Here is an 18,149-nt window from a genome sequence, read left to right on the forward strand (position 1 = left end):
AGTGACTTTAGTCACAGATGCCCCAGAGAATGAGGTCGCCCTCAGTCATCTGACCGCGCGACTCGGCGGGGCAGCGTGACGTCAGCAGCGTCAACGTCTCCAATCGTGTGGTCTCACTCGCCACGAGCGTCAAACGCTGCATGACTTCGACGTGACCGAGGCAGGGCTGGCCAGCGGGTGCCACCGCCGGGGGCACCTCGGGCGATCAACGCGAATCTGATGCGGCTGTTGATCCGGCGGCCCGACCCCACCCCACGGTCCTGTCGGGGGGCGGCGATGAACGCGACGCAGCTGTCGCCCCAGCACCGCACTCCCCCACCCGTCGTGGGGCGTGGTGATCCTGCCGGCCGACCTGCCGGCTGTCCCCCCCGCGCCGGGAAGGCTCATGCGCGGCCGAAGAGCTGCCGCACGCCACCATCGTCATCGACCGCAAACAGTGCCATCCCCAACAGATCCAGAATCCGCTGAGGTGCCCGCACTGCAGCCTGCACCGAACGCGGCTCGTCACGAACGACCAACGCGAACGACACCGACTGATCCGGCTCGCTCGGCATCCGCCTCACCAGCTGCCCGATCGCGGAATCGACATCCAACCCCGGCGCGGTCGTCGCACCCTCAACCTCGACGTAGAGCAGGTGTCCACCCTTCTCGGCAACGATGTCGACGACATCCACCTCGGTACGGACCGTCCATCCCCGAGACGACAACCACCCCGCGAAGTCCCGGGCCACGCGAACCTCATCACCCCTCATACCGGACACGGTCACCCTCTCATCCCGGACACGGCAAGCCTGAACGCCAGTTCCGAACCAACCACACCACACCACACCGCAACGCCAGGTATGGCTGTGCCACGACTCAGGCCCCGGCAGATCATGCCGCGAGCCCGCCGTAACCCGTTCAGAACCTCATCTAGGTCACCCATGTACTCGACTGACTGCCAGAGACATTCGGGTGAGGGATGGGTGACGACGCCGCCCAGAACCGGCCACCAAGGCGGCCGCCGCCGATCATTCTCCCCGGTGCCGAACCGAATGGCCGCCCGGCCGACCCCGGAGCATTCTCCTTCTTCGTCGACAATGACGGTGAAGCGTCACGATGGATCGCCCGCGAATCGGATGTTAGGTGCGTCACAGCAGGTGTCATGACCCCCGGATGGGGGCGTCGCGGGAGCCATGCGCCGATTACGGGAGGAGCCCGAGTCGACGAGCACGCGATACCGCCTCGACCCGGGAGCGGGCATCCAGTTTCCCCATTGCTCCACGCAGATAGTGCTTCACCGTTTCCGGTTTGATCGACAGCCGTTGCGCCACCACGGCGTTGGTGCAGCCGAGCCCCACATAGGTGAGGACGTCGATCTCACGCCCGGACAGGGTGACGTCGGTGTCGGGGAGGTCGCCGCGGGACAGGCCGACGAGTTTGTCGGCGAGAGCGTGCAGGCTTGTCGCGAGTGCCGAGTCCGGGACGGTGCGCATCAGTGCCCGCAACTCGGTGTGGATTTCACGGATACCCTCGATTATCGCCGTTGTTGTGAGTGCGTGCCCACCATCGACAAGTGTGTCGATCAACTCGACCCGTCGGTCGACTTCATCTCGAATGGTGATCTCGGCGGCAAGTCGATCCGCGGCCCGTCCCAACAGGTCGACAAGTCGATCCCCGACGGGAGTGGACTGACGAAGTGCGCCGTACAGTATGGCGCGCGGTCCGCCGTCGACCACCACCGGTACCGCGATGATGGATCGTAGTCCTTCGTTGATGACTGGCCGGTCGTAGTCGTGGGTGATGGTCTGCGCCGTCGCGTAGTCCTCGACCCACTGGGGCCGACGCTGGGTCATCGCACACCCGCCGAGGCCCAACATCGGCGACACCAGCAGGCCGCGCAGTCCGGCAGTTCTGGTGCCGATCGTCTCGGAGATCTTCAGGGTTCCCGCTGCGACGGGGCCGCCGAATATCACAGCGGGTGTCGCGAACCCCGCTGCGATGACGCGTAGCTCGGCGCGCAAGGCATCGTCATCGCGCGGCCGCAGCAACCGCGCTGAACCTTCTACATCTGAAACCGTCACCATGACCTCTCCGGGCGGGCGCCCCCATGACTCGCACAACGAAAACCGTAATGGTCCCACCACATTCACCCGCTTCGGGACGGGTGCTTGTGGATCGCCACGTCACTTGAGGTTGTCAATCCTCGAGTAGTCCTCCCGAGGCGGAAGCCGCCTCGACGCCCTCTGCCGAGTCGGCGCACGCCTGCGCGTAGCGCAGCGCAATGCGGGCGGATGCGATGTGTCGAATTATTCGTCGCGCCGCAGTGCCCCACCGATCTCCGTGGAGGAGGCCGAACAGTGCGACCACAATGTGGAGGACCAGCGTCGGCATCGGGTAGTCCCTTCCGAAAGTAGACGACGGCCGAGTTGGTACCGGTCGTCGCACGCCTGGTCGAGTGCGCTGAGCGCGTCGGGTTGTCGCAGAATTCGAGTCGCGATGCGACTCACGAGCAATGCCCGGGCCCCCGGGGTGGGGCCGGCAGTGGACGCCCTACTGTGAGGTGCCCGAGACAACGGGGCTAGGGTCCATGAAGATCAGGTACTCGGTCACCTTGTTGTTCTCGACGCGGGTGCGCGTGACGGCCGGGAGTGTGAAGGATTCACCGTTCTGCAGGGTGTAGGTGACCTCGACCCGCAGGGCCGCCACGTTTCCTTCCGACCATTCCTCGATGATCTCGTGGCGCATCGATGCCACCGAGGTCAGGTACTGCGCTACCCAGGATTGGATCGCGCTCTTGCCGATGACGGGGGCGTTGTTGCCCATCCGGAAGACGCAGTCGTCGGAAAAGAAGTCGAAGAACGCCGCGATGTCGGTGTCGGCGGCTTCGAGAAGTTTGCGGGTGGTCTCGACCTCGGTCGTAGCTGTGGTCATCGCGGACTCTCTTTCTCTGCTGATGTGACGGAGATGGCCCCGGCGGTGGTGGGGTGTCGATCTGAATTCGAGATGGGCACGATCCGGTGAGCCTCTACAGCTCTCAGGCCCAGCGCATGGTCTCTGTGGGGTCGAGTCTGGGGAGACGATCGAACCACGGATTCTCACCGGGGTGCCCGATGTTGACGACCAGGATGGATCTCCAGGTCGTTCCGGAGAAAAATTCGGTGTCCACTCCCGTGGAGTCGAAACCGGCCATCGGCCCGGCTGCCAGCCCGGCGGCACGGACGGCGAGGATGAAGTACCCCGCTTGCAGGGACGCGTTGAAGTTGCCCGTTCGCTCCCGCAGCGCGCCGTTGGCGGCGAAGACCTCACGCATCTGCGGCCGGATGGGAAGCAGTCGGGGAAGATGCTCGTGAAACTCGCTGTCTACCGCGAGAATGGCGGTGACGGGTGCTGAGGTCGTCTTCGCGCGGTTACCCTCGTCCAGGTGTTCGAGCAGTCTGCGTCGGCCGTCGTCGGTGCGTATGAACTGTACGCGCAGCGGTTGGGAGTTCGCGGCCGTCGGCGCCCAGCGGGCCATTTCCCAGATCTGTGCGAGTTGGTCATCGCTGACTGGTGTCGATGCGAAGTTGTTGACGGTTCGCGCCCCCACGAACAGCAGGTCTCTGGATGCGTCGTCGAGATAGTCGATCGTCGAGTTGCTGGTCACCAGCGCGTTTCTCCTGATCCTGTGCAGGCGGTGGTATGGGAACGGGGATCGGGTACCTGCACGATTACTCGATTGCCCATCCCGAGCCTCGGCTGCCGCGGGTCGCGCTGCGGCCGACGCTCGGGATGAGGGGTAGCAGTATCCGGTCAGAGGAGTGGATCGGACACGGGCAGGTCGAGGGTGAACCGGCCGATGGTTTCCGAGGCCGTGTCGATGTCGAGGAAGGCGTGCACCGACAGCACGGACAGGTCACGGAAGAACCGCTGGATCGGTGCCGAGGTCCGGTACCCGTCGCCGCCGATTCCGCGCGCCATGTCGTTGAGGGCGTTGCGGGCCAGGTCTGCCAGATAGGCGGCCTTGAGCTTCATTTCGGCACGATCGCGGGGGTCGGACTGCTCGGGCCGCTGCGCGGTGAGGCGCTCGAAGAAGGCGTTGAGGAGGGTTTCGGCGGCGTCGGCGGCGGCCAGCGCCCGACCGAGGCGCATCTGGGCGGCCTGCTTGCCGGAGGCCTTCTCCTGGCTGATGGTTCCCTGCCGGTCCCGGGTGCGCTGGACGAACGCGTCCGCGGCGCCGCGCAGGGCACCGACGACGACCGGGGTGACCTCGGCCATCGCGAACGGCAGGAACGGCAGGTGGTACATGGGGTTGGGGTGGATCAGCTGCCCGGGTGCGGTCCCGGCGAGGGCGAGAGCGAACGGCCCGGTGCGGTAGTCCGGGACGAAGACGTCGTCGACGCTGACGTCGTTGCTGCCGGTGCCGGCCATGCCGGCGATGTACCAGGTGTCGAGGATCTTGACATCCTCACGGGGCACGAGAAACCACAACGGGGTGGGGGCACTGCCCTCCTCGAACACGACGCCGGCGAAGGTGAACCAGTCCGCGTGTACCGAGCCGGAGTTCCACGCCGTCTGCCCGGTGATGCGGTAGCCGCCGTCGACCTTCTGCACCTGTCCCAGCGGGGCGGCGGTGCCGGCGGTGAGGGTGTAGGGCTTGTCGGCGAACACTTCCCGTTGGGCCTGTTCGGTGAAGATGTTCACCCGCCAGGCCGCTCCGATGTAGAAGGAGGTGACCCATCCGGTCGACGGGCAGGCCGCGCTGATGGTGCTGACGATCTCGGCGGCGACGTCGAGTCCGAGTTCGAGTCCGCCGTATTCCTTGGGGGTCAGCGTGGCCAGGATTCCCGAGTCGATGAGGTCGGTGATCGTCTCGTCGAGGGGAGCACGATTTTCTTCGGTCTTCTGGGCGCGTTCGGCGAAGGCCGGTACCAGGGCGTGGACGCGGTCCATGAGTTCGGTGCGGGTGATGTCCATTGTCTTCTCCGGTGTCGGTGAGGCTGGCTGTCGTTGTGATGTGGGGATCGGCGCGGCGGTCAGGGCATGCGGGGACCGCGGCTGTGGCGGTACGGGCTGGTTGTGTGCGGGTCGCGTGCGGCCTCGCGGTGGGTGTTCAGTGGACGTTGTTCTGCAGGTCCGGGCCGTCGACGAGGGTGAGTCCGTATCGGTCGGCGAGGGTTTCAGCGTCGTGTCGATCCCCGACGCTGGTCGGGTCGGCGATGCCGTCGAGGTCGGCGAACACGGCACCGGAGTACTGGGTTGCCGCCGCGTCGGTGAGCGCGAGGGCGAGGGCGGCGGTGGTCAGGCGCGTCCGAAACTCTGTGGGTGTCACGCGAACCGGAACCAGGTGCCCGGGCCTGGTGAGGTCGTCGGCGACCGTGGTCGGGTCGGCGAGGATGCGGGCCGTGCGGGCCCGGTCGGCTCCGGAAATCCCGGTGGTAATACCGGCAGCGGCGTCGACGGTGACACATTGACCATGGCCGAGCGTGGAACTGACCCGACGCGTGGGCGTCGCCTCCGGCAGGACGAGGCGGTCACAGATCCGTTCGTGCAGCGCGACCTGCAGAAATCCGGTGGTGTGGCGGATCAGGAAGGCCATCTGCTCGGTGGTCGCGTCACCGGCGCACCCGACCAACACCACGCGGCGGTGGTGGCTGAGAATGATCAGCTCACCGGTGGCGAGGGCGCGGCTACCTGCGGCGATCGTCGACCAGGCCCGTTGGTGTGGGGCGCAGGCCGCGAACGAGGTCGTCATGGCGTGCCTTCCTTCTGCGAAAGATCCTGCTGCGGCGCCGGATTGAGCTGTCCGCGGCGGACTGATCGAGTGGCGGGTTATACGGATTCGAGCGCCGAGTGCGTGCCGAACACGCGACGGTGATAGGTGAGAGGATCGCTGTAGTTGTTCTCAGCCGCAACGACGTGGCCGAGGACGACCACGTGGTCGCCGCCCTCGACGAACTGCTCGACGTCACAGGCAATCCACCCGGCGGCGCCCGCGATTCGGGGAAGGCCGTGGTCGAGGTCCCACCGCACGCCGTGGAACTTACCGACTCCGCCCTTCTTCGCGAACTTCAACGCGGTGCCGTGTTGGTCGCTGGCCAAGACGTTCAACCCGAACTTCTTCGATGCCGTGATCAGTTCGAGCGTCTCGGAGCCCTTGTCCAGGGAGACCAGGACCATCGGGGGTGTCATCGACAGGGAGGTGAACGCGCTGACGGTGGTGCCGAAGGGCAGCCCGCCGTCCATGGAGGTCACCACGGCGACCGGGGTCGCCACGTGCGCCATCACATCCTTGAACGCTTCCTGGACAGGGCTCGAGGGGGTGTGCATCGAAAGACTTCCTTCTGTCGACTGCGGTTCTCACCGCGATTCCCGGCGGAGGAACGGTGTTCGTGATCACCGGAAGCTGGTGTGTCCTACACCACAAGTAGACCGCATGAGTGGCCTGGTTCGCACTACCGCAGAACCCAGGGTTCTCGCCGACTTTTGGTTTCTGAACCAGCCGGGGGTTTGGGCTATCGGCCTACGGTCGCTACCACTGAGCGATGGGGGCGTCTTTAAGCCACTCATAAATGCGGAGCGCGGCACGCAGGTCCGTGGTCGATCCCCCCGCCGGCGTGCACAAACTCAGGGCCTTCTGCACTCGATAGGTCACCGTGTTCTTCGAAATATGCTCCGCAGAAGCTACTTTGGCCAGACTGTGGTCCATGTCGAGATAGAGACTCAGGGTCGAACGCAGACCCGCCATGCGAGAGTCGTCGTCCGCGAGCGGGCCCAGCAGACGGGAGGCGAACTGCACCGCAGCTTCCGGGTCCGCGAGCAGGAGCACTTCCAGGGCGATGTGCTCGTGACCGGTGGTGGTCGGCGGATGGCCTACCCGCAGGCGAACCAACCGCTCGACCGCACGGGCCTCGAGGTGACTCTTGCGGAACCCCTCCATCCCGGATCCGAGCTGGCCGGCGACGACGAAGGTGTCACCGAAGGTCGGGAGGGAGGCCGACAGGGCGCGCGTCGGATCCGGGGTGACCGCCCCCCACGCCCAGATCGCCTGGAGTCCGACGGGGATTACCAAGGTTGCCGTCGGTGTTCCCCAGTGCCGCAGCACCGGATCGACGACCGCCCGGAGATCATGACTCGAGTGCGGGCCGCTCCAGGCGATGAGGGCCACGTGGTCGCCGTCGAGAGGGTAGCCGAGGACCTGAGCGGCGTGAGCGGATTCGATGGGGCCCGCGGCGATGATCTTGGTGACGAGATCGAGTCGCGCCGCCGACACCCCCGCCGCCCACGCGCTCTGCTCCTCGATAAATGCGGAGGCGGCCACGCCGGTGAAGTCGTCGAGGACCTCGAACAGCAGCATGGAGATGTGGCGCAGTTCGGCGCTGCTCTCGCTCGGCGGGATCAGGCGGGTCGCCGCATCGAGCAGGGCCGCTGCCAGCACGGCGTACCCGACCCGGATGGCCCGCAGCAGATCGTTGAGCTCCATGCCTCGGCGAGCGAAATCGACGGCGATCTCCTCCACCTCGGCACTGGCCAGCGAGGTCTCCGACTCGTCGATGCCAGCGACCAGCGTCAAGGCCCGCAACGCGGTCGCCGTGGTCGCCCGCCGCAACGCGTCCGGAGGTGACACTCCCTCACCCAGTGCCGGGACCTTCCGGGAGATTGTCGCGGCGATGTCCTGACCGACTTCCACGGCCCAGGTCACCGCACCGTCGCCGAGAACGGCGCGAATCCGCTCGGCGTCCGGGCTGAGCCACTCGAGCTCCGAATTCCGGGCACGGGTTCCCGACAGTTCACCAGTCCAGTGCGGCACTCGACGTCCTTCCGATCCGACTCAACAGTACAACCGACACACCACCCGATTGGGCTGTGAACCAATTTCTCCCGAAATTCCTGTTCCGTAGCCAGTAGCCATCCGCGACGGAATTTCGTGAAATGGTGGGACCGCAACGTGACGGGGACCACAGCAAAGGCCTTCGGCGTACGTTCGCGGCGAGCTGTTATCAAATATAGCCCGGGTGTGGATCGCACCGTAAGCCGTAACGGACATTTCAACCTAGGTCCCACACATCCCTCACGGTCGCCGACCGTGATCGGAATCGAAGGAGTCAACGATGACCGCCACCCCCAAATTCGCGCACGTCGTACTGCAGACCAGCCGGTTCGAGGAGATGCGCGACTGGTACTGCACCGTGTTGGACGCGCACGTGGTCTACGAAGGGCACGGATTGTGCTTCATCACCTTCGACGAGGAACACCACCGGGTGGCGCTGCTCGGCGCCCCGGTACAGCTCGAACCGCGCAATCCCGCAGCGGCGGGCATGCACCACACCGCCTACACCTTCGACACCCTCGACGATCTGCTCGACCGGTACGACGCGCTCAAGGACAAGGGCATCGAGCCGAAGGTCCCGATCCAGCACGGGGTGACGACGTCGCTCTACTACCAGGACCCGGACGGCAACTTCGTCGAACTGCAGATCGACAACTTCGCGACGCCGGACGAGGCAACGGCCTACATGAACGGCCCGGAGTACGGCAACAACCCGGTCGGTGTCTCGTTCGTCCCCGAGCGGATGCGCGAAGCGCTCGCCCAGGGCACCCCGGTCTCGGAGATCACCACCCACTCGTGGGCCCTGCAGACCAGCCCCGACCTGCCCGACCCGATGGCGGCGCTGACCAGCTGAGCTGCTCGCGCTCGGCCCGGCAGAAGCACCTCTCTCTCACCGAAGGACACCTTTCATGCGTGTGGCAAACCAATCCGGCCGGCTCCAGATCGTGGCAGACGGGATCGCCGTCGACGTCGAGACGGCCAGCGGGGGCCGGTTCTCGGCGGACCCTCAGCAGATTTACGACCGGTGGGACGAGTTCACCGCATGGGCAGCCACGGTCGACATGAACGACGGGGCGGCGGTGGTCGAGTCGGAGCTGTCGGCTCCGGTTCCCCGGCCCGGCCAGATCTTCGCCGTCGGCGTGAACTATGCCGACCACGTCGAAGAATCCGGGCTGACCCTGCCCGATGCGCCGTTCGTGTTCACCAAGTTCCCCGCCTCGATCACCGGCCCCTACGACACCATCGAACACCCCGGCGGGTCAGTCGATTTCGAAGTCGAACTCGTCGCGGTCATCGGCAAGGAAGCCCGCAACGTGCCCGCCTCCGACGGCTGGGACCACGTTGCCGGGCTCACCCTCGGGCAAGATCTCTCCGAGCGGGACCTGCAACTGTCCGGTCCCCCACCGCAGCAGTTCACCCTCGGCAAGTCGTTCGCCGGTTTCGCCCCGATCGGGCCGGTCCTGGTCACCCCGGACGAATTCGAGAACCCGGACGACATCGCGGTCAGCACAATCCTGTCGGGGGAGGTGATGCAGAACTCGCGCACCCGGCACCTGATTTTCCCGATCCCGGTCCTCGTGTCCTATCTGTCGTCGATTCTGCCGCTGCGCCCCGGCGACCTCATCTTCACCGGCACCCCTTCCGGTATCGGATTCACGCGGGATCCCAAGCGGCTCATCGGCGTCGACGACGAACTCATCAGCCGCGCCGACACCATCGGCGAGATGCGGCACCACTTCACCGCCGCAACCCGCCCGCACCCCCTCACCACTGTTTCCAGGAGCACCAGCCATGTCTGACATCACCGTTCCCGTCCTCATCGTCGGCGGAGGCGGGTGTGGACTGACCACCTCGATCCTGCTGTCCGAGCACGGCATCGACCACCACCTCGTCGAGCGGCACGACAGCACCTCCCATCTGCCGAAAGCCCACTACCTCAACCAGCGCACCATGGAGGTGCTGCGCCAGGTCGGCGTCGCGGACTCGATCTACGCGGTCGGCACCCCGCCGAAGAACATGGGTAAGACCCGGTGGGTGACCTCCCTCGGCGGCGACGGCGAACTGGACGGGCGCACCCTGTACACCCTCGAATCGTTCGGCGGCGGACGACTCGAAAGCGCATACGCGGTCGACAGCCCCTGCCCGTCCACCAACTACCCGCAGATCCGGCTCGAACCCCTCCTGCGGGAGCACGCCGAGAAGAGGGCACCGGACTCGATCCACTTCGGCCGCGAACTCGTCTCGTTCGAGCAGGACGAGAACGGAATCCACGCCGTCATCCTCGACCGCGACACCCAGGAGACCTACACCGTCCACGCCCAATACCTGGTCGCCGCCGACGGCGGCAAGACCGTCGGACCCGAACTCGGCGTGAAAATGGAGGGCCCCACCGGGATCCTCGACATGGTCAGCACCCACTTCACCGCCGACCTGTCCCAGTGGTGGGAGGACGACGTCCTGATCACCTGGCTGCTCAACCCCGAGGGCGCCGGATCCTGGAACAGCGGCGCCATGGCCGCCATGGGCCCCACGTGGGGCAAGCACTCGGAACAATTCGTGCTGCACTTCACCTTCCGCCCGGACGATCCGGCCCGGTTCGACGAAGAGGCGATCGTTCCGCGGCTGCGCGAGCTGCTCAAGCTGCCCGACCTCGAATTGAAGATCCACAAGGTCAGTCACTGGATCCTCGAAGGGGTGCTCGCCGACAAGTACCAGGTCGGCCGCATCTTCCTCGCCGGCGACGCCGCCCACCGACACCCGCCCACCACCGGTCTGGGCCTGAACACCGCCATCCAGGACGCCCACAACCTGGCCTGGAAGTTGGCCGCGGTGATCAAGGGTGACGCCGCCCCCGCCCTGCTCGACACCTACGAGCCCGAACGCCGCCTCGTCGGCATGCGCAACGTCGACTGGGCCATGTTCACCTTCCTCAACCACATGGTCGTCGACGCCGGCCTCGGCCTGATCCCCGGCCAACCGCTCGAAGCCCAGGTCCAGGTGTTCCGGGACTACTTCTCCGACACCCCGATGGGCGAAACCCGCAGGGCCCGCGCGGCCGAGGTGATCAGTACCCAGCGCACCGAATTCCAGGCCCACGACCTCGAAATCGGCTTCGCCTACCAGGACGGGGCGCTCGTCCCGGACGGCACCGAGGCACCGCCGCGCGACCCGATGGGACACACCTACCACCCCACCACCCGCCCCGGCCACCGCCTGCCGCACGCCTGGCTCGAGCACGAAGGCCAGCAGATCTCCACCCACGACCTCACCGGCAACAACGCGCACTTCGTGCTCATCACCGCCGCGGACGGCGCCACCTGGTCCGACGCCGCCCGGGTGGCCAACGACAAGTTCGGTATTCAGATCAAGGTCGCCCAGATCGGCGCCGGCACCGACTACACCGACCCCACCGGCCGCTGGAGTGAACTCCGCCAGATCGACGACACCGGCGCCATCCTGGTCCGCCCGGACAACCACGTCGCCTGGCGCGCCCCCGGCGCCGCCGCCGACCCCGCCGACGAGCTCACCCGCGCACTCGGCACCGTGCTCTCACGCTGACCCCACCGCACGAACATCCCTCCCCGCGGGCAGACCCAGGCACCACGTCTGCCCGTGGCGGCGGGAGCCGGAAAGGACGCACCAACAATGACCGCCCCAGGACGTGAAGTGTTGTGGACCCCGCCGCCCGAGCGGGTCGCGGCCTCGAACATGAGCCGATACCAACGCTGGCTCGCGGCCGAGAAGAACGTCTGCACCACCGACTTCGACTCGCTGTGGAGTTGGTCGATCAGCGACCTCGAGACGTTCTGGCTCTCGATCTGGGAGTACTTCGACGTCATCGCCTCGGCGCCCCCGCACACGGTGCTCGCCGACCCCCAGATGCCCGGGGCCCGGTGGTTCCCCGGCACCGAGCTGAACTGGGCCGAAAACCTTTTGCGCCATACCGACCAGACCGGGCCCGCGATCATCTCGGTCGACGAAAACGGCACCACCGGGGAACTCTCGCGGGCCGAGCTGGTTGCGCAGGTCGCCAACCTCGCCGCGCACTTCCGGAAGATCGGGGTGCAGCCGGGCGACCGGATCGCGGCGGTGCTGCCGAACATCGCACCCACCGTCGTCGCAGTGCTGGCCGCGGCCAGCATCGGTGCGGTGTGGTCCTGTTGCGCACCAGATTTCGGCGTCAAAGGCCTGGTGGACCGGTTCGCGCAGATCGAGCCGACCGTGCTGATCGGGGTCGACGGCTACCTATTCAACGGCAAGCGCATCGACCGCCGGGACGTCTTCGCCGCCCTGCTGGACCAGCTGCCGACGGTGCGGCACGCCATCGTCGTCGACAACCTCGGCCTGCCCGCCGAAGGGACGCATCGGCAGAGCATCGCCCACTTCGCCGACCTCGTCGTCGGCGACGCCGCAGCCGAGTACGAGCAGGTGCCGTTCGACCATCCGCTGTGGATCCTCTACAGCTCCGGCACCACCGGGCTGCCCAAGGGCATCGTGCACTCGCACGGCGGCATCCTCCTCGAAGCCCTCAAGGCCAACACGTTGCACTACGACCTCGGCCCCACCGATCGGGTGTTCATCGCAGCCAGCACGGCATGGGTCGTGTGGAACATGCTCGTCAACGTGATGGCGGTCGGCGCCACCCTGATCACCTACGACGGCAGCCCCACGTTCGGGCGGCCCGACCACCAATTCGAGATCTGCGCCCGGTACGGGGCAACACGATTCGGCACCGGAGCCGCCTACCTGACGTTGTGCGAGAAGGCCGGCACCCGGCCCGGTACCGATTTCGACCTGTCGAGGCTGCGGTCGATCATGTCGACCGGTTCCCCGCTGCCGGACAGCACCTGGCGGTGGATCTACGACACGGTCAGCAGCGAAGTTCATTTGGGTTCGGACAGCGGCGGCACCGACGTCGCCACCGGCTTCATCGGCGCCAACCCGCTGAGCCCGGTGCGGACCGGCGAACTTCAGGGCCCGTACCTGGGGGTCGATGTGCAGGCCTGGAACGACGCCGGTAAGGCGGTCGTCGGGGAGGTCGGGGAAATGGTGATCGCCGCACCGATGCCGTCGATGCCGATCTACTTCTGGAACGACCCCGACGGCCGCCGATACCGGAACGCCTATTTCGAGACGTATCCCGGAGTATGGCGGCACGGCGACTGGATCACCATCGACGCAGACGGCGGCTGCGTGGTCCACGGCCGGTCGGACTCGACGATCAACCGCGGCGGAGTCCGGATGGGGTCGGCCGACATCTACCAAGCCGTCGAAGCCCTCCCCGAGATCGCCGAGGCCCTCGTGATCGGCGCCGAACTACCCGGCGGTGGCTACCACATGCCGCTGTTCGTGGTCCTGCGCGACGGATACGACCTCGACGAGGCGCTCGTGGACAAGATTCGCGCCACGATCCGCCGGGAGGCCTCTCCCCGGCACGTCCCTGACGCGATTTTCGACGTCCCCGCCATTCCCACCACCCGCACCGGTAAGCGGCTCGAGATTCCGGTCAAGAAGCTGATCCAGGGAGTGGCCCCGGAGACCGCGATCAACCGCGCCACCGTCGCCGACACCACCGCCCTCGACTGGTACATCGACTACGCCGAACGCTTCCAGCACAAGAGTGCAGGCACCTCGACGCTCACCTGAGGACCAGTCCTCGAGGTGGCCGGGGTTTCGGCGGCCCCAGCCGTGAGTTGGGCGTGTGCCCAGCAGTGTTCAGGGCGCAATCGGGTCGAGCGCCCGAAGCGCGATCTGCTCGTTGTCGTCGAGATGCTGCCGGGTCGCTGCGGCGACCTTCCTCATATTGCGGGTGCGCACGACGGTGAGGATGTCCGCATGCGCGTGTTCCCGGCGCTGGTGCTCGTCCGGTTCGGCCTCGCGGCCCGAGAATGCCAGGCGGATATACCGTTCCGCGGCGTGCCACAGGCCGTCGAGCACGCGCAGGTCCCAGGCGGTGGCGGCGGGCCGCAGCAACTCGTAGTGGAAGGCGTGGTGCGCCTGGTAGATGTCGTCGAGGTCGAGGCTCTCATCGCCGAACATGGCCACGTAGCCGTCGAGGCGGCGCAAGTCGGCGTCGTCGAGCATCTTGCAGGCGCGGCCGGCGATTTCCGGTTCCAGCTGCCGGCGCAGCCGATAGATTCCGTGCAGGTCCTCGTGCGAGAGCGGGGCAACCATCGCACTTTTCCCGGGACGAGTCACCACCAGACCCTGGGCCTCGAGCTCTTTCAGGGCTTCCCGCACCGGAATGAAACTCACCCCCAGCTGGCCGGAGATTTCCCGCAACGAAAACGTCTGGCCCGGACGCAGTTCACCGGAGAGGATCGAACGCCGGATTTCCTTGGCGACCTGCTCGGGAACGGACGTGGGTGTCAGCGAACGCACCAGCGGTTGCGGGCTTCTCGTGCTGGTTGCCACGACCATCTCCGTCTCACTCACCGTGTCGAACATCGCCTCACCACGTACGACGTAGGTTATAACACCGGTTCGGCGCTGGTCCGCGTGTGGATCGACGGTGTCAGTCGGTGAGCGTCTCGACCAGCGGCGTGATCCGATAGTCGACAGTAGCCGGGCGTCGATCGGGTCCGCTGTGTGCGTACTTGGCATTGTGCCAATCCCACCTTCCCTCGAGAGCCCCGAAGACGTGCATTCTGCTCATTCGTGGCACCGACTATTGCGCAGTCGGAAAAATCCTGGTCCACTGTTATAACAGGTGGGTGGCGGTCAGACCAGATCCGGTACCGCCGCATTCCGATCCCGCATCCGACCGCACACACCCCGTCGCCGGTCGAGCGGTTTGCTCCCGGCCACCCCGTCGGAGCCGTTCTGATAGTTGCGCGCGCCGCAGCGATTCGCACTTGTGAGGAAAGAGAATCCGATGCACAACACCCTGCCCGCCGACCCCGGGACCGTGTCTCCCCCCGCCCAGGCCGGCGGTTCGGTGGATCTCGAGACGCTCGAAGCCATTCAGCGGCGGGTGTTGTGGCTGTCCACGTCGATGATCCATCACGCCAACCGGATCCGGCCGAACCCGACGGGTCTGAAGGTCGGCGGGCATCAGGCCTCGTGTGCGTCGATGGTCTCGATCATGACGTCGCTGTGGTTCGAGCAGCTTCAACCGGGTGACCGGGTGTCGGTCAAGCCGCACGCCTCCCCGGTGTTGCACGGCATCAACTACCTGCTCGGGGAACTCGACGAGAAGTACCTGACCACACTGCGGGAGTTCGGCGGGCTGCAGTCCTACCCCAGCCGCTCCAAGGACCCCGACACCGTCGACTACTCCACCGGCTCGGTGGGGATCGGCGCGACCGCGCCGATCTGGGGGGCGATGGCCCGCCGGTACGTGCAGACCACCACCGGCGGCGCTGGGACCGGCCGCCAGTATTCGCTGGTCGGGGACGCCGAACTCGACGAGGGCGCGGTGTGGGAGGCGATCCTCGACCCGGGCATCGCCGACCTCGGTGAGGTGGTGTGGATCGTGGATCTGAACCGGCAGTCCCTGGACCGGGTGATTCCGAACATCGCCGCGAACCGGTTGGAGAAGATGTTCGACGCCGCCGGGTGGCAGGTGATCACCGTCAAGTTCGGCAGGCTGCTCGAAGAGTTGTTCACCCGCCCCGGTGGGCCGGCGCTGCGCACCCGCATTCTCGACATGCCCAACCCCGAGTATCAGCGGCTGCTGCGCTGCAGTGCCGATGAGGTCCGCACCCGCCTGCCCGGCGACGGTCCCGGCAGTGCGGAGATCAGCGCCCTGATCGCCGGCCTCGACGACGGCACCCTGACCGCGGCGATCCGCAACCTCGGTGGCCACGACCTGTCCGCGCTGACCGCGGCCTACCGGCAGATCGACGACACCCGGCCGACGGTGATCATCGCCTACACCATCAAGGGCTACGGGCTGCCCACCCAGGGCCACCCGCAGAACCATTCGTCGCTGTTGTCGGTGGAGGAATACGCATCGCTCGCCGCCGATCTGGGCATGGATCCGGCGAACCCGTGGGGCCGGTTCGACGTCGATTCCGCGGCCGGGCGGCGGTGCGCGGACAACGCGCAGCGACTGCGCCGGGATCCGGTCCCGGCGTCGCCGGCGCTGACGATCCCCACCGACATCGGCCGCACCCCCAAGGGCACCGCCACCACCCAGGCCGCGCTGGGCCGGGTGCTGCTGGACCTGACCCGAGAGGCCCCCGAGGCCGCCAAGCGGGTGGTGACGGTCAGCCCCGACGTCAGTTCGACGACCAACCTCGGCGGGTGGGTCAACAAGGTGGGGGTGTGGTCGGCGGCCGAGCGCCGCAACTGGTTCGACGACGACCGCGAGACCATCATGCACTGGAATGAGCGGCCCACCGGGCAGCACATGGAACTGGGTATCGCCGAAACGAACCTGGTCGGGTTGATGGGGGAGCTCGGCGCCACCTGGAGTCGCTGGGGGCAGCCGCTGTTCCCGATCGGGGTGATGTACGACCCGTTCGTCGAACGGGCCCTGGAACCCTGGTCGTACGGCATCTACGCGGGCGGGCAATCGATCCTGGTCGGTACCCCCTCCGGGGTCACCCTGGCCGCCGAAGGCGGTGCGCACCAGTCGATCAAGACCCCGTCGATCGGTCTCGAGCAGCCCGGCTGCATCAGCTACGAGCCGGCGTTCGCGATCGACACCGAGTGGACCCTGCTGGCCAGCATCGGCCGGCTCGGTCGCCCGGACGGCACCTCCGCGTACCTGCGGCTGTCCACCCGCCCGGTCGATCAGACCCTGGCCGCCGTCCCCACCGATCCGGCGGCCCGCGAGCGCCGCCGCCGGCAGGTGGTGGCCGGCGGGTATCCGCTGGTGCGCCGGGACGACGCGCAGGTCACCATCGTCGCGATGGGCGCGATGATCACCGAGGCCCTCGCCGCGGCCGACCGGCTGGCGGAGCAGTCCATCCCGGCGGACGTCGTGTGCGTCACCAGTCCCGGGTTGCTGTTCGAGGCCGTGCAGGCACGCCAGGGCCGCGGGTCCGGGGAGAGCTGGATCCTCGACCAGTTGTTCCCGGCCGATCGGGCCACCCCGATCGTCACCGTCCTCGACGGTCACCCGCACACCCTGGCCTTCCTCGCCGGCATCAACCAGGTGCGCAGCACCGCCCTCGGGGTCAGCAGGTTCGGGCAGGTCGGCTCCCTCGACGACGTCTACCGCTACCACGGCATCGACACCGACAGCATCGTCCGCGCCGCGCTCGACATCCGCCGCTGATCACAGAGACCTCCGCACTCGAGGCCAGGAGCACACCACCACATGACAACCGAACAACTCGAAGGCACCACGGTGCGGATGCCGGCGCTCGGGGAGAGCGTCGACGAGGGCACCATCACCCGGTGGCTGAAACAACCCGGTGACCACGTCACCGTCGAGGAACCACTGCTCGAGGTCGCCACCGACAAGGTCGACACCGAAATCCCGTCCCCGGTCACCGGGATACTCCACCGCATCCTCGCCGAGGAGAACGACGTCGTCGCCATCGACGCCGAACTGGCGATCATCACCGCGTCCGGCGGCACGGCCGCAGCTCCCGCGGACCCTCCCATACCGGCACCTGTTGCGGAGGACCCGGCCACCACGACCGCGGCACCCGCTCCGTCGCAGCCTGTATCAGGCTCGACCACCGAAAAGCTGCCGCGGATCCGCCGGACCATCGCCCAGCGGATGGTCGAATCGCTGCACATCTCGGCGCAGCTCACCACGGTCCTCGAGGTCGACGTCACCGCGATCGCCCGGCTACGGGCCACGCACAAGGACGGCTTTCTCGCTCGGACCGGACTCAAGCTGTCTTTTCTGCCGTTCTTCGCCAAAGCCGCCGTCGACGCGCTCGCCGAGCACCGCGTCCTCAACGCCTCGCTGAACCCCGAGGTCACCGAGGTGACCTACTACGACCACTGTCACCTCGGCATGGCCGTCGACAGCGAGAAGGGGTTGATGGTGCCGGTCATCCGCGACGCCCAGGATCTCCGGATCGAAGACCTGGCCCGGGCGATCGCAGACAAGGCCGACAAGGTCCGCACCGGCACGATCACCGCCGACGAATTGTCCGGCGGCACCTTCACCCTCACCAACACCGGCAGTCGCGGGGCACTGTTCGACACCCCGATCATCAACCAACCGCAGACCGGGATCCTCGGGATCGGCGCCGTCGTCGAACGACTGGTGCCGACGCGGCAGGACGGGGAACTCCGTATCGACGTGCGCTCGATGGCATACCTGTCCATTTCCTACGACCACCGCATCGTCGACGGCGCCGACGCCGCCCGCTTCCTCACCGCCGTCAAAGTGCGGCTCGAAAACGGCTTCACCCCAGACGATCTCTGACAAAAAATGGCACAACATACCCAA

At 66.9% G+C, this 18,149-nt stretch carries 15 protein-coding genes; 6 read left to right on the forward strand and 9 right to left on the reverse strand.

What is annotated here, in order from left to right; translation table 11 throughout:
- Positions 1 to 383: 383 nt before the first annotated feature.
- The 8 genes from ACFTWF_RS35965 to ACFTWF_RS36000 form a co-directional block, all read right to left on the reverse strand.
- On the reverse strand, positions 384 to 731 hold the full coding sequence (locus ACFTWF_RS35965) for a hypothetical protein (RefSeq protein WP_378465845.1): 348 nt from the start codon (positions 729 to 731) through the stop codon (positions 384 to 386).
- Positions 732 to 1,184: 453 nt separating this feature from the next.
- The gene (locus ACFTWF_RS35970; RefSeq protein ID WP_378465846.1) at positions 1,185 to 2,066 is read right to left on the reverse strand and encodes a LuxR C-terminal-related transcriptional regulator; all 882 of its coding nucleotides are present in this window, start codon (positions 2,064 to 2,066) and stop codon (positions 1,185 to 1,187) included.
- Between the two features lie 466 nt (positions 2,067 to 2,532).
- Positions 2,533 to 2,913, reverse strand: a complete 381-nt coding sequence (locus ACFTWF_RS35975; RefSeq protein ID WP_378465847.1) for a nuclear transport factor 2 family protein — start codon at positions 2,911 to 2,913, stop codon at positions 2,533 to 2,535.
- 103 nt (positions 2,914 to 3,016) lie between these two features.
- The gene (locus ACFTWF_RS35980) at positions 3,017 to 3,628 is read right to left on the reverse strand and encodes a malonic semialdehyde reductase (protein WP_378465929.1); all 612 of its coding nucleotides are present in this window, start codon (positions 3,626 to 3,628) and stop codon (positions 3,017 to 3,019) included.
- A 143-nt stretch (positions 3,629 to 3,771) separates the two neighbouring features.
- On the reverse strand, positions 3,772 to 4,935 hold the full coding sequence (locus tag ACFTWF_RS35985; protein ID WP_378465848.1) for an acyl-CoA dehydrogenase family protein: 1,164 nt from the start codon (positions 4,933 to 4,935) through the stop codon (positions 3,772 to 3,774).
- Positions 4,936 to 5,071: 136 nt separating this feature from the next.
- Positions 5,072 to 5,713, reverse strand: a complete 642-nt coding sequence (locus tag ACFTWF_RS35990; RefSeq protein ID WP_378465849.1) for a 3,4-dihydroxy-2-butanone-4-phosphate synthase — start codon at positions 5,711 to 5,713, stop codon at positions 5,072 to 5,074.
- A gap of 77 nt (positions 5,714 to 5,790) precedes the next feature.
- A complete protein-coding gene (locus tag ACFTWF_RS35995) occupies positions 5,791 to 6,288 on the reverse strand; it encodes a flavin reductase family protein (RefSeq protein ID WP_378465850.1) in 498 nt (165 codons plus the stop codon).
- 202 nt (positions 6,289 to 6,490) lie between these two features.
- The gene (locus tag ACFTWF_RS36000) at positions 6,491 to 7,768 is read right to left on the reverse strand and encodes a PucR family transcriptional regulator (RefSeq protein ID WP_378465851.1); all 1,278 of its coding nucleotides are present in this window, start codon (positions 7,766 to 7,768) and stop codon (positions 6,491 to 6,493) included.
- A 301-nt stretch (positions 7,769 to 8,069) separates the two neighbouring features.
- On the opposite strand from ACFTWF_RS36000, the gene ACFTWF_RS36005 reads away from it, so the two are divergent.
- From ACFTWF_RS36005 to ACFTWF_RS36020, 4 genes are all read left to right on the forward strand, one after another.
- Entirely contained in the window at positions 8,070 to 8,642 is a 573-nt protein-coding gene (locus tag ACFTWF_RS36005; RefSeq protein WP_378465852.1) for a VOC family protein, read from the forward strand.
- 55 nt (positions 8,643 to 8,697) lie between these two features.
- Positions 8,698 to 9,588 carry a fumarylacetoacetate hydrolase family protein gene (locus ACFTWF_RS36010; protein WP_378465853.1) on the forward strand — a complete coding sequence of 297 codons (891 nt, stop codon included), beginning with the start codon at positions 8,698 to 8,700 and terminating at the stop codon, positions 9,586 to 9,588.
- Positions 9,581 to 11,347 carry an FAD-dependent oxidoreductase gene (locus tag ACFTWF_RS36015; protein ID WP_378465854.1) on the forward strand — a complete coding sequence of 589 codons (1,767 nt, stop codon included), beginning with the start codon at positions 9,581 to 9,583 and terminating at the stop codon, positions 11,345 to 11,347. Before ACFTWF_RS36010 ends, ACFTWF_RS36015 begins: the two co-directional genes overlap by 8 nt.
- An 87-nt stretch (positions 11,348 to 11,434) precedes the next feature.
- Entirely contained in the window at positions 11,435 to 13,435 is a 2,001-nt protein-coding gene (locus tag ACFTWF_RS36020; RefSeq protein WP_378465855.1) for an acetoacetate--CoA ligase, read from the forward strand.
- A 69-nt stretch (positions 13,436 to 13,504) separates the two neighbouring features.
- Here ACFTWF_RS36020 and ACFTWF_RS36025 read toward each other — a convergent pair whose 3' ends face one another.
- Positions 13,505 to 14,392 carry a GntR family transcriptional regulator gene (locus ACFTWF_RS36025; RefSeq protein ID WP_378465856.1) on the reverse strand — a complete coding sequence of 296 codons (888 nt, stop codon included), beginning with the start codon at positions 14,390 to 14,392 and terminating at the stop codon, positions 13,505 to 13,507.
- Positions 14,393 to 14,663: 271 nt separating this feature from the next.
- On the opposite strand from ACFTWF_RS36025, the gene ACFTWF_RS36030 reads away from it, so the two are divergent.
- Both ACFTWF_RS36030 and ACFTWF_RS36035 read left to right on the forward strand, forming a co-directional pair.
- Positions 14,664 to 17,015, forward strand: a complete 2,352-nt coding sequence (locus ACFTWF_RS36030) for a transketolase C-terminal domain-containing protein (protein WP_378465857.1) — start codon at positions 14,664 to 14,666, stop codon at positions 17,013 to 17,015.
- 42 nt (positions 17,016 to 17,057) lie between these two features.
- The gene (locus tag ACFTWF_RS36035; RefSeq protein ID WP_378465858.1) at positions 17,058 to 18,125 is read left to right on the forward strand and encodes a 2-oxo acid dehydrogenase subunit E2; all 1,068 of its coding nucleotides are present in this window, start codon (positions 17,058 to 17,060) and stop codon (positions 18,123 to 18,125) included.
- Positions 18,126 to 18,149: the final 24 nt, after the last annotated feature.

Origin of the sequence: Rhodococcus sp. NPDC056960 (assembly GCF_042674125.1) — a bacterium.
Taxonomy (GTDB): domain Bacteria; phylum Actinomycetota; class Actinomycetes; order Mycobacteriales; family Mycobacteriaceae; genus Rhodococcus_F.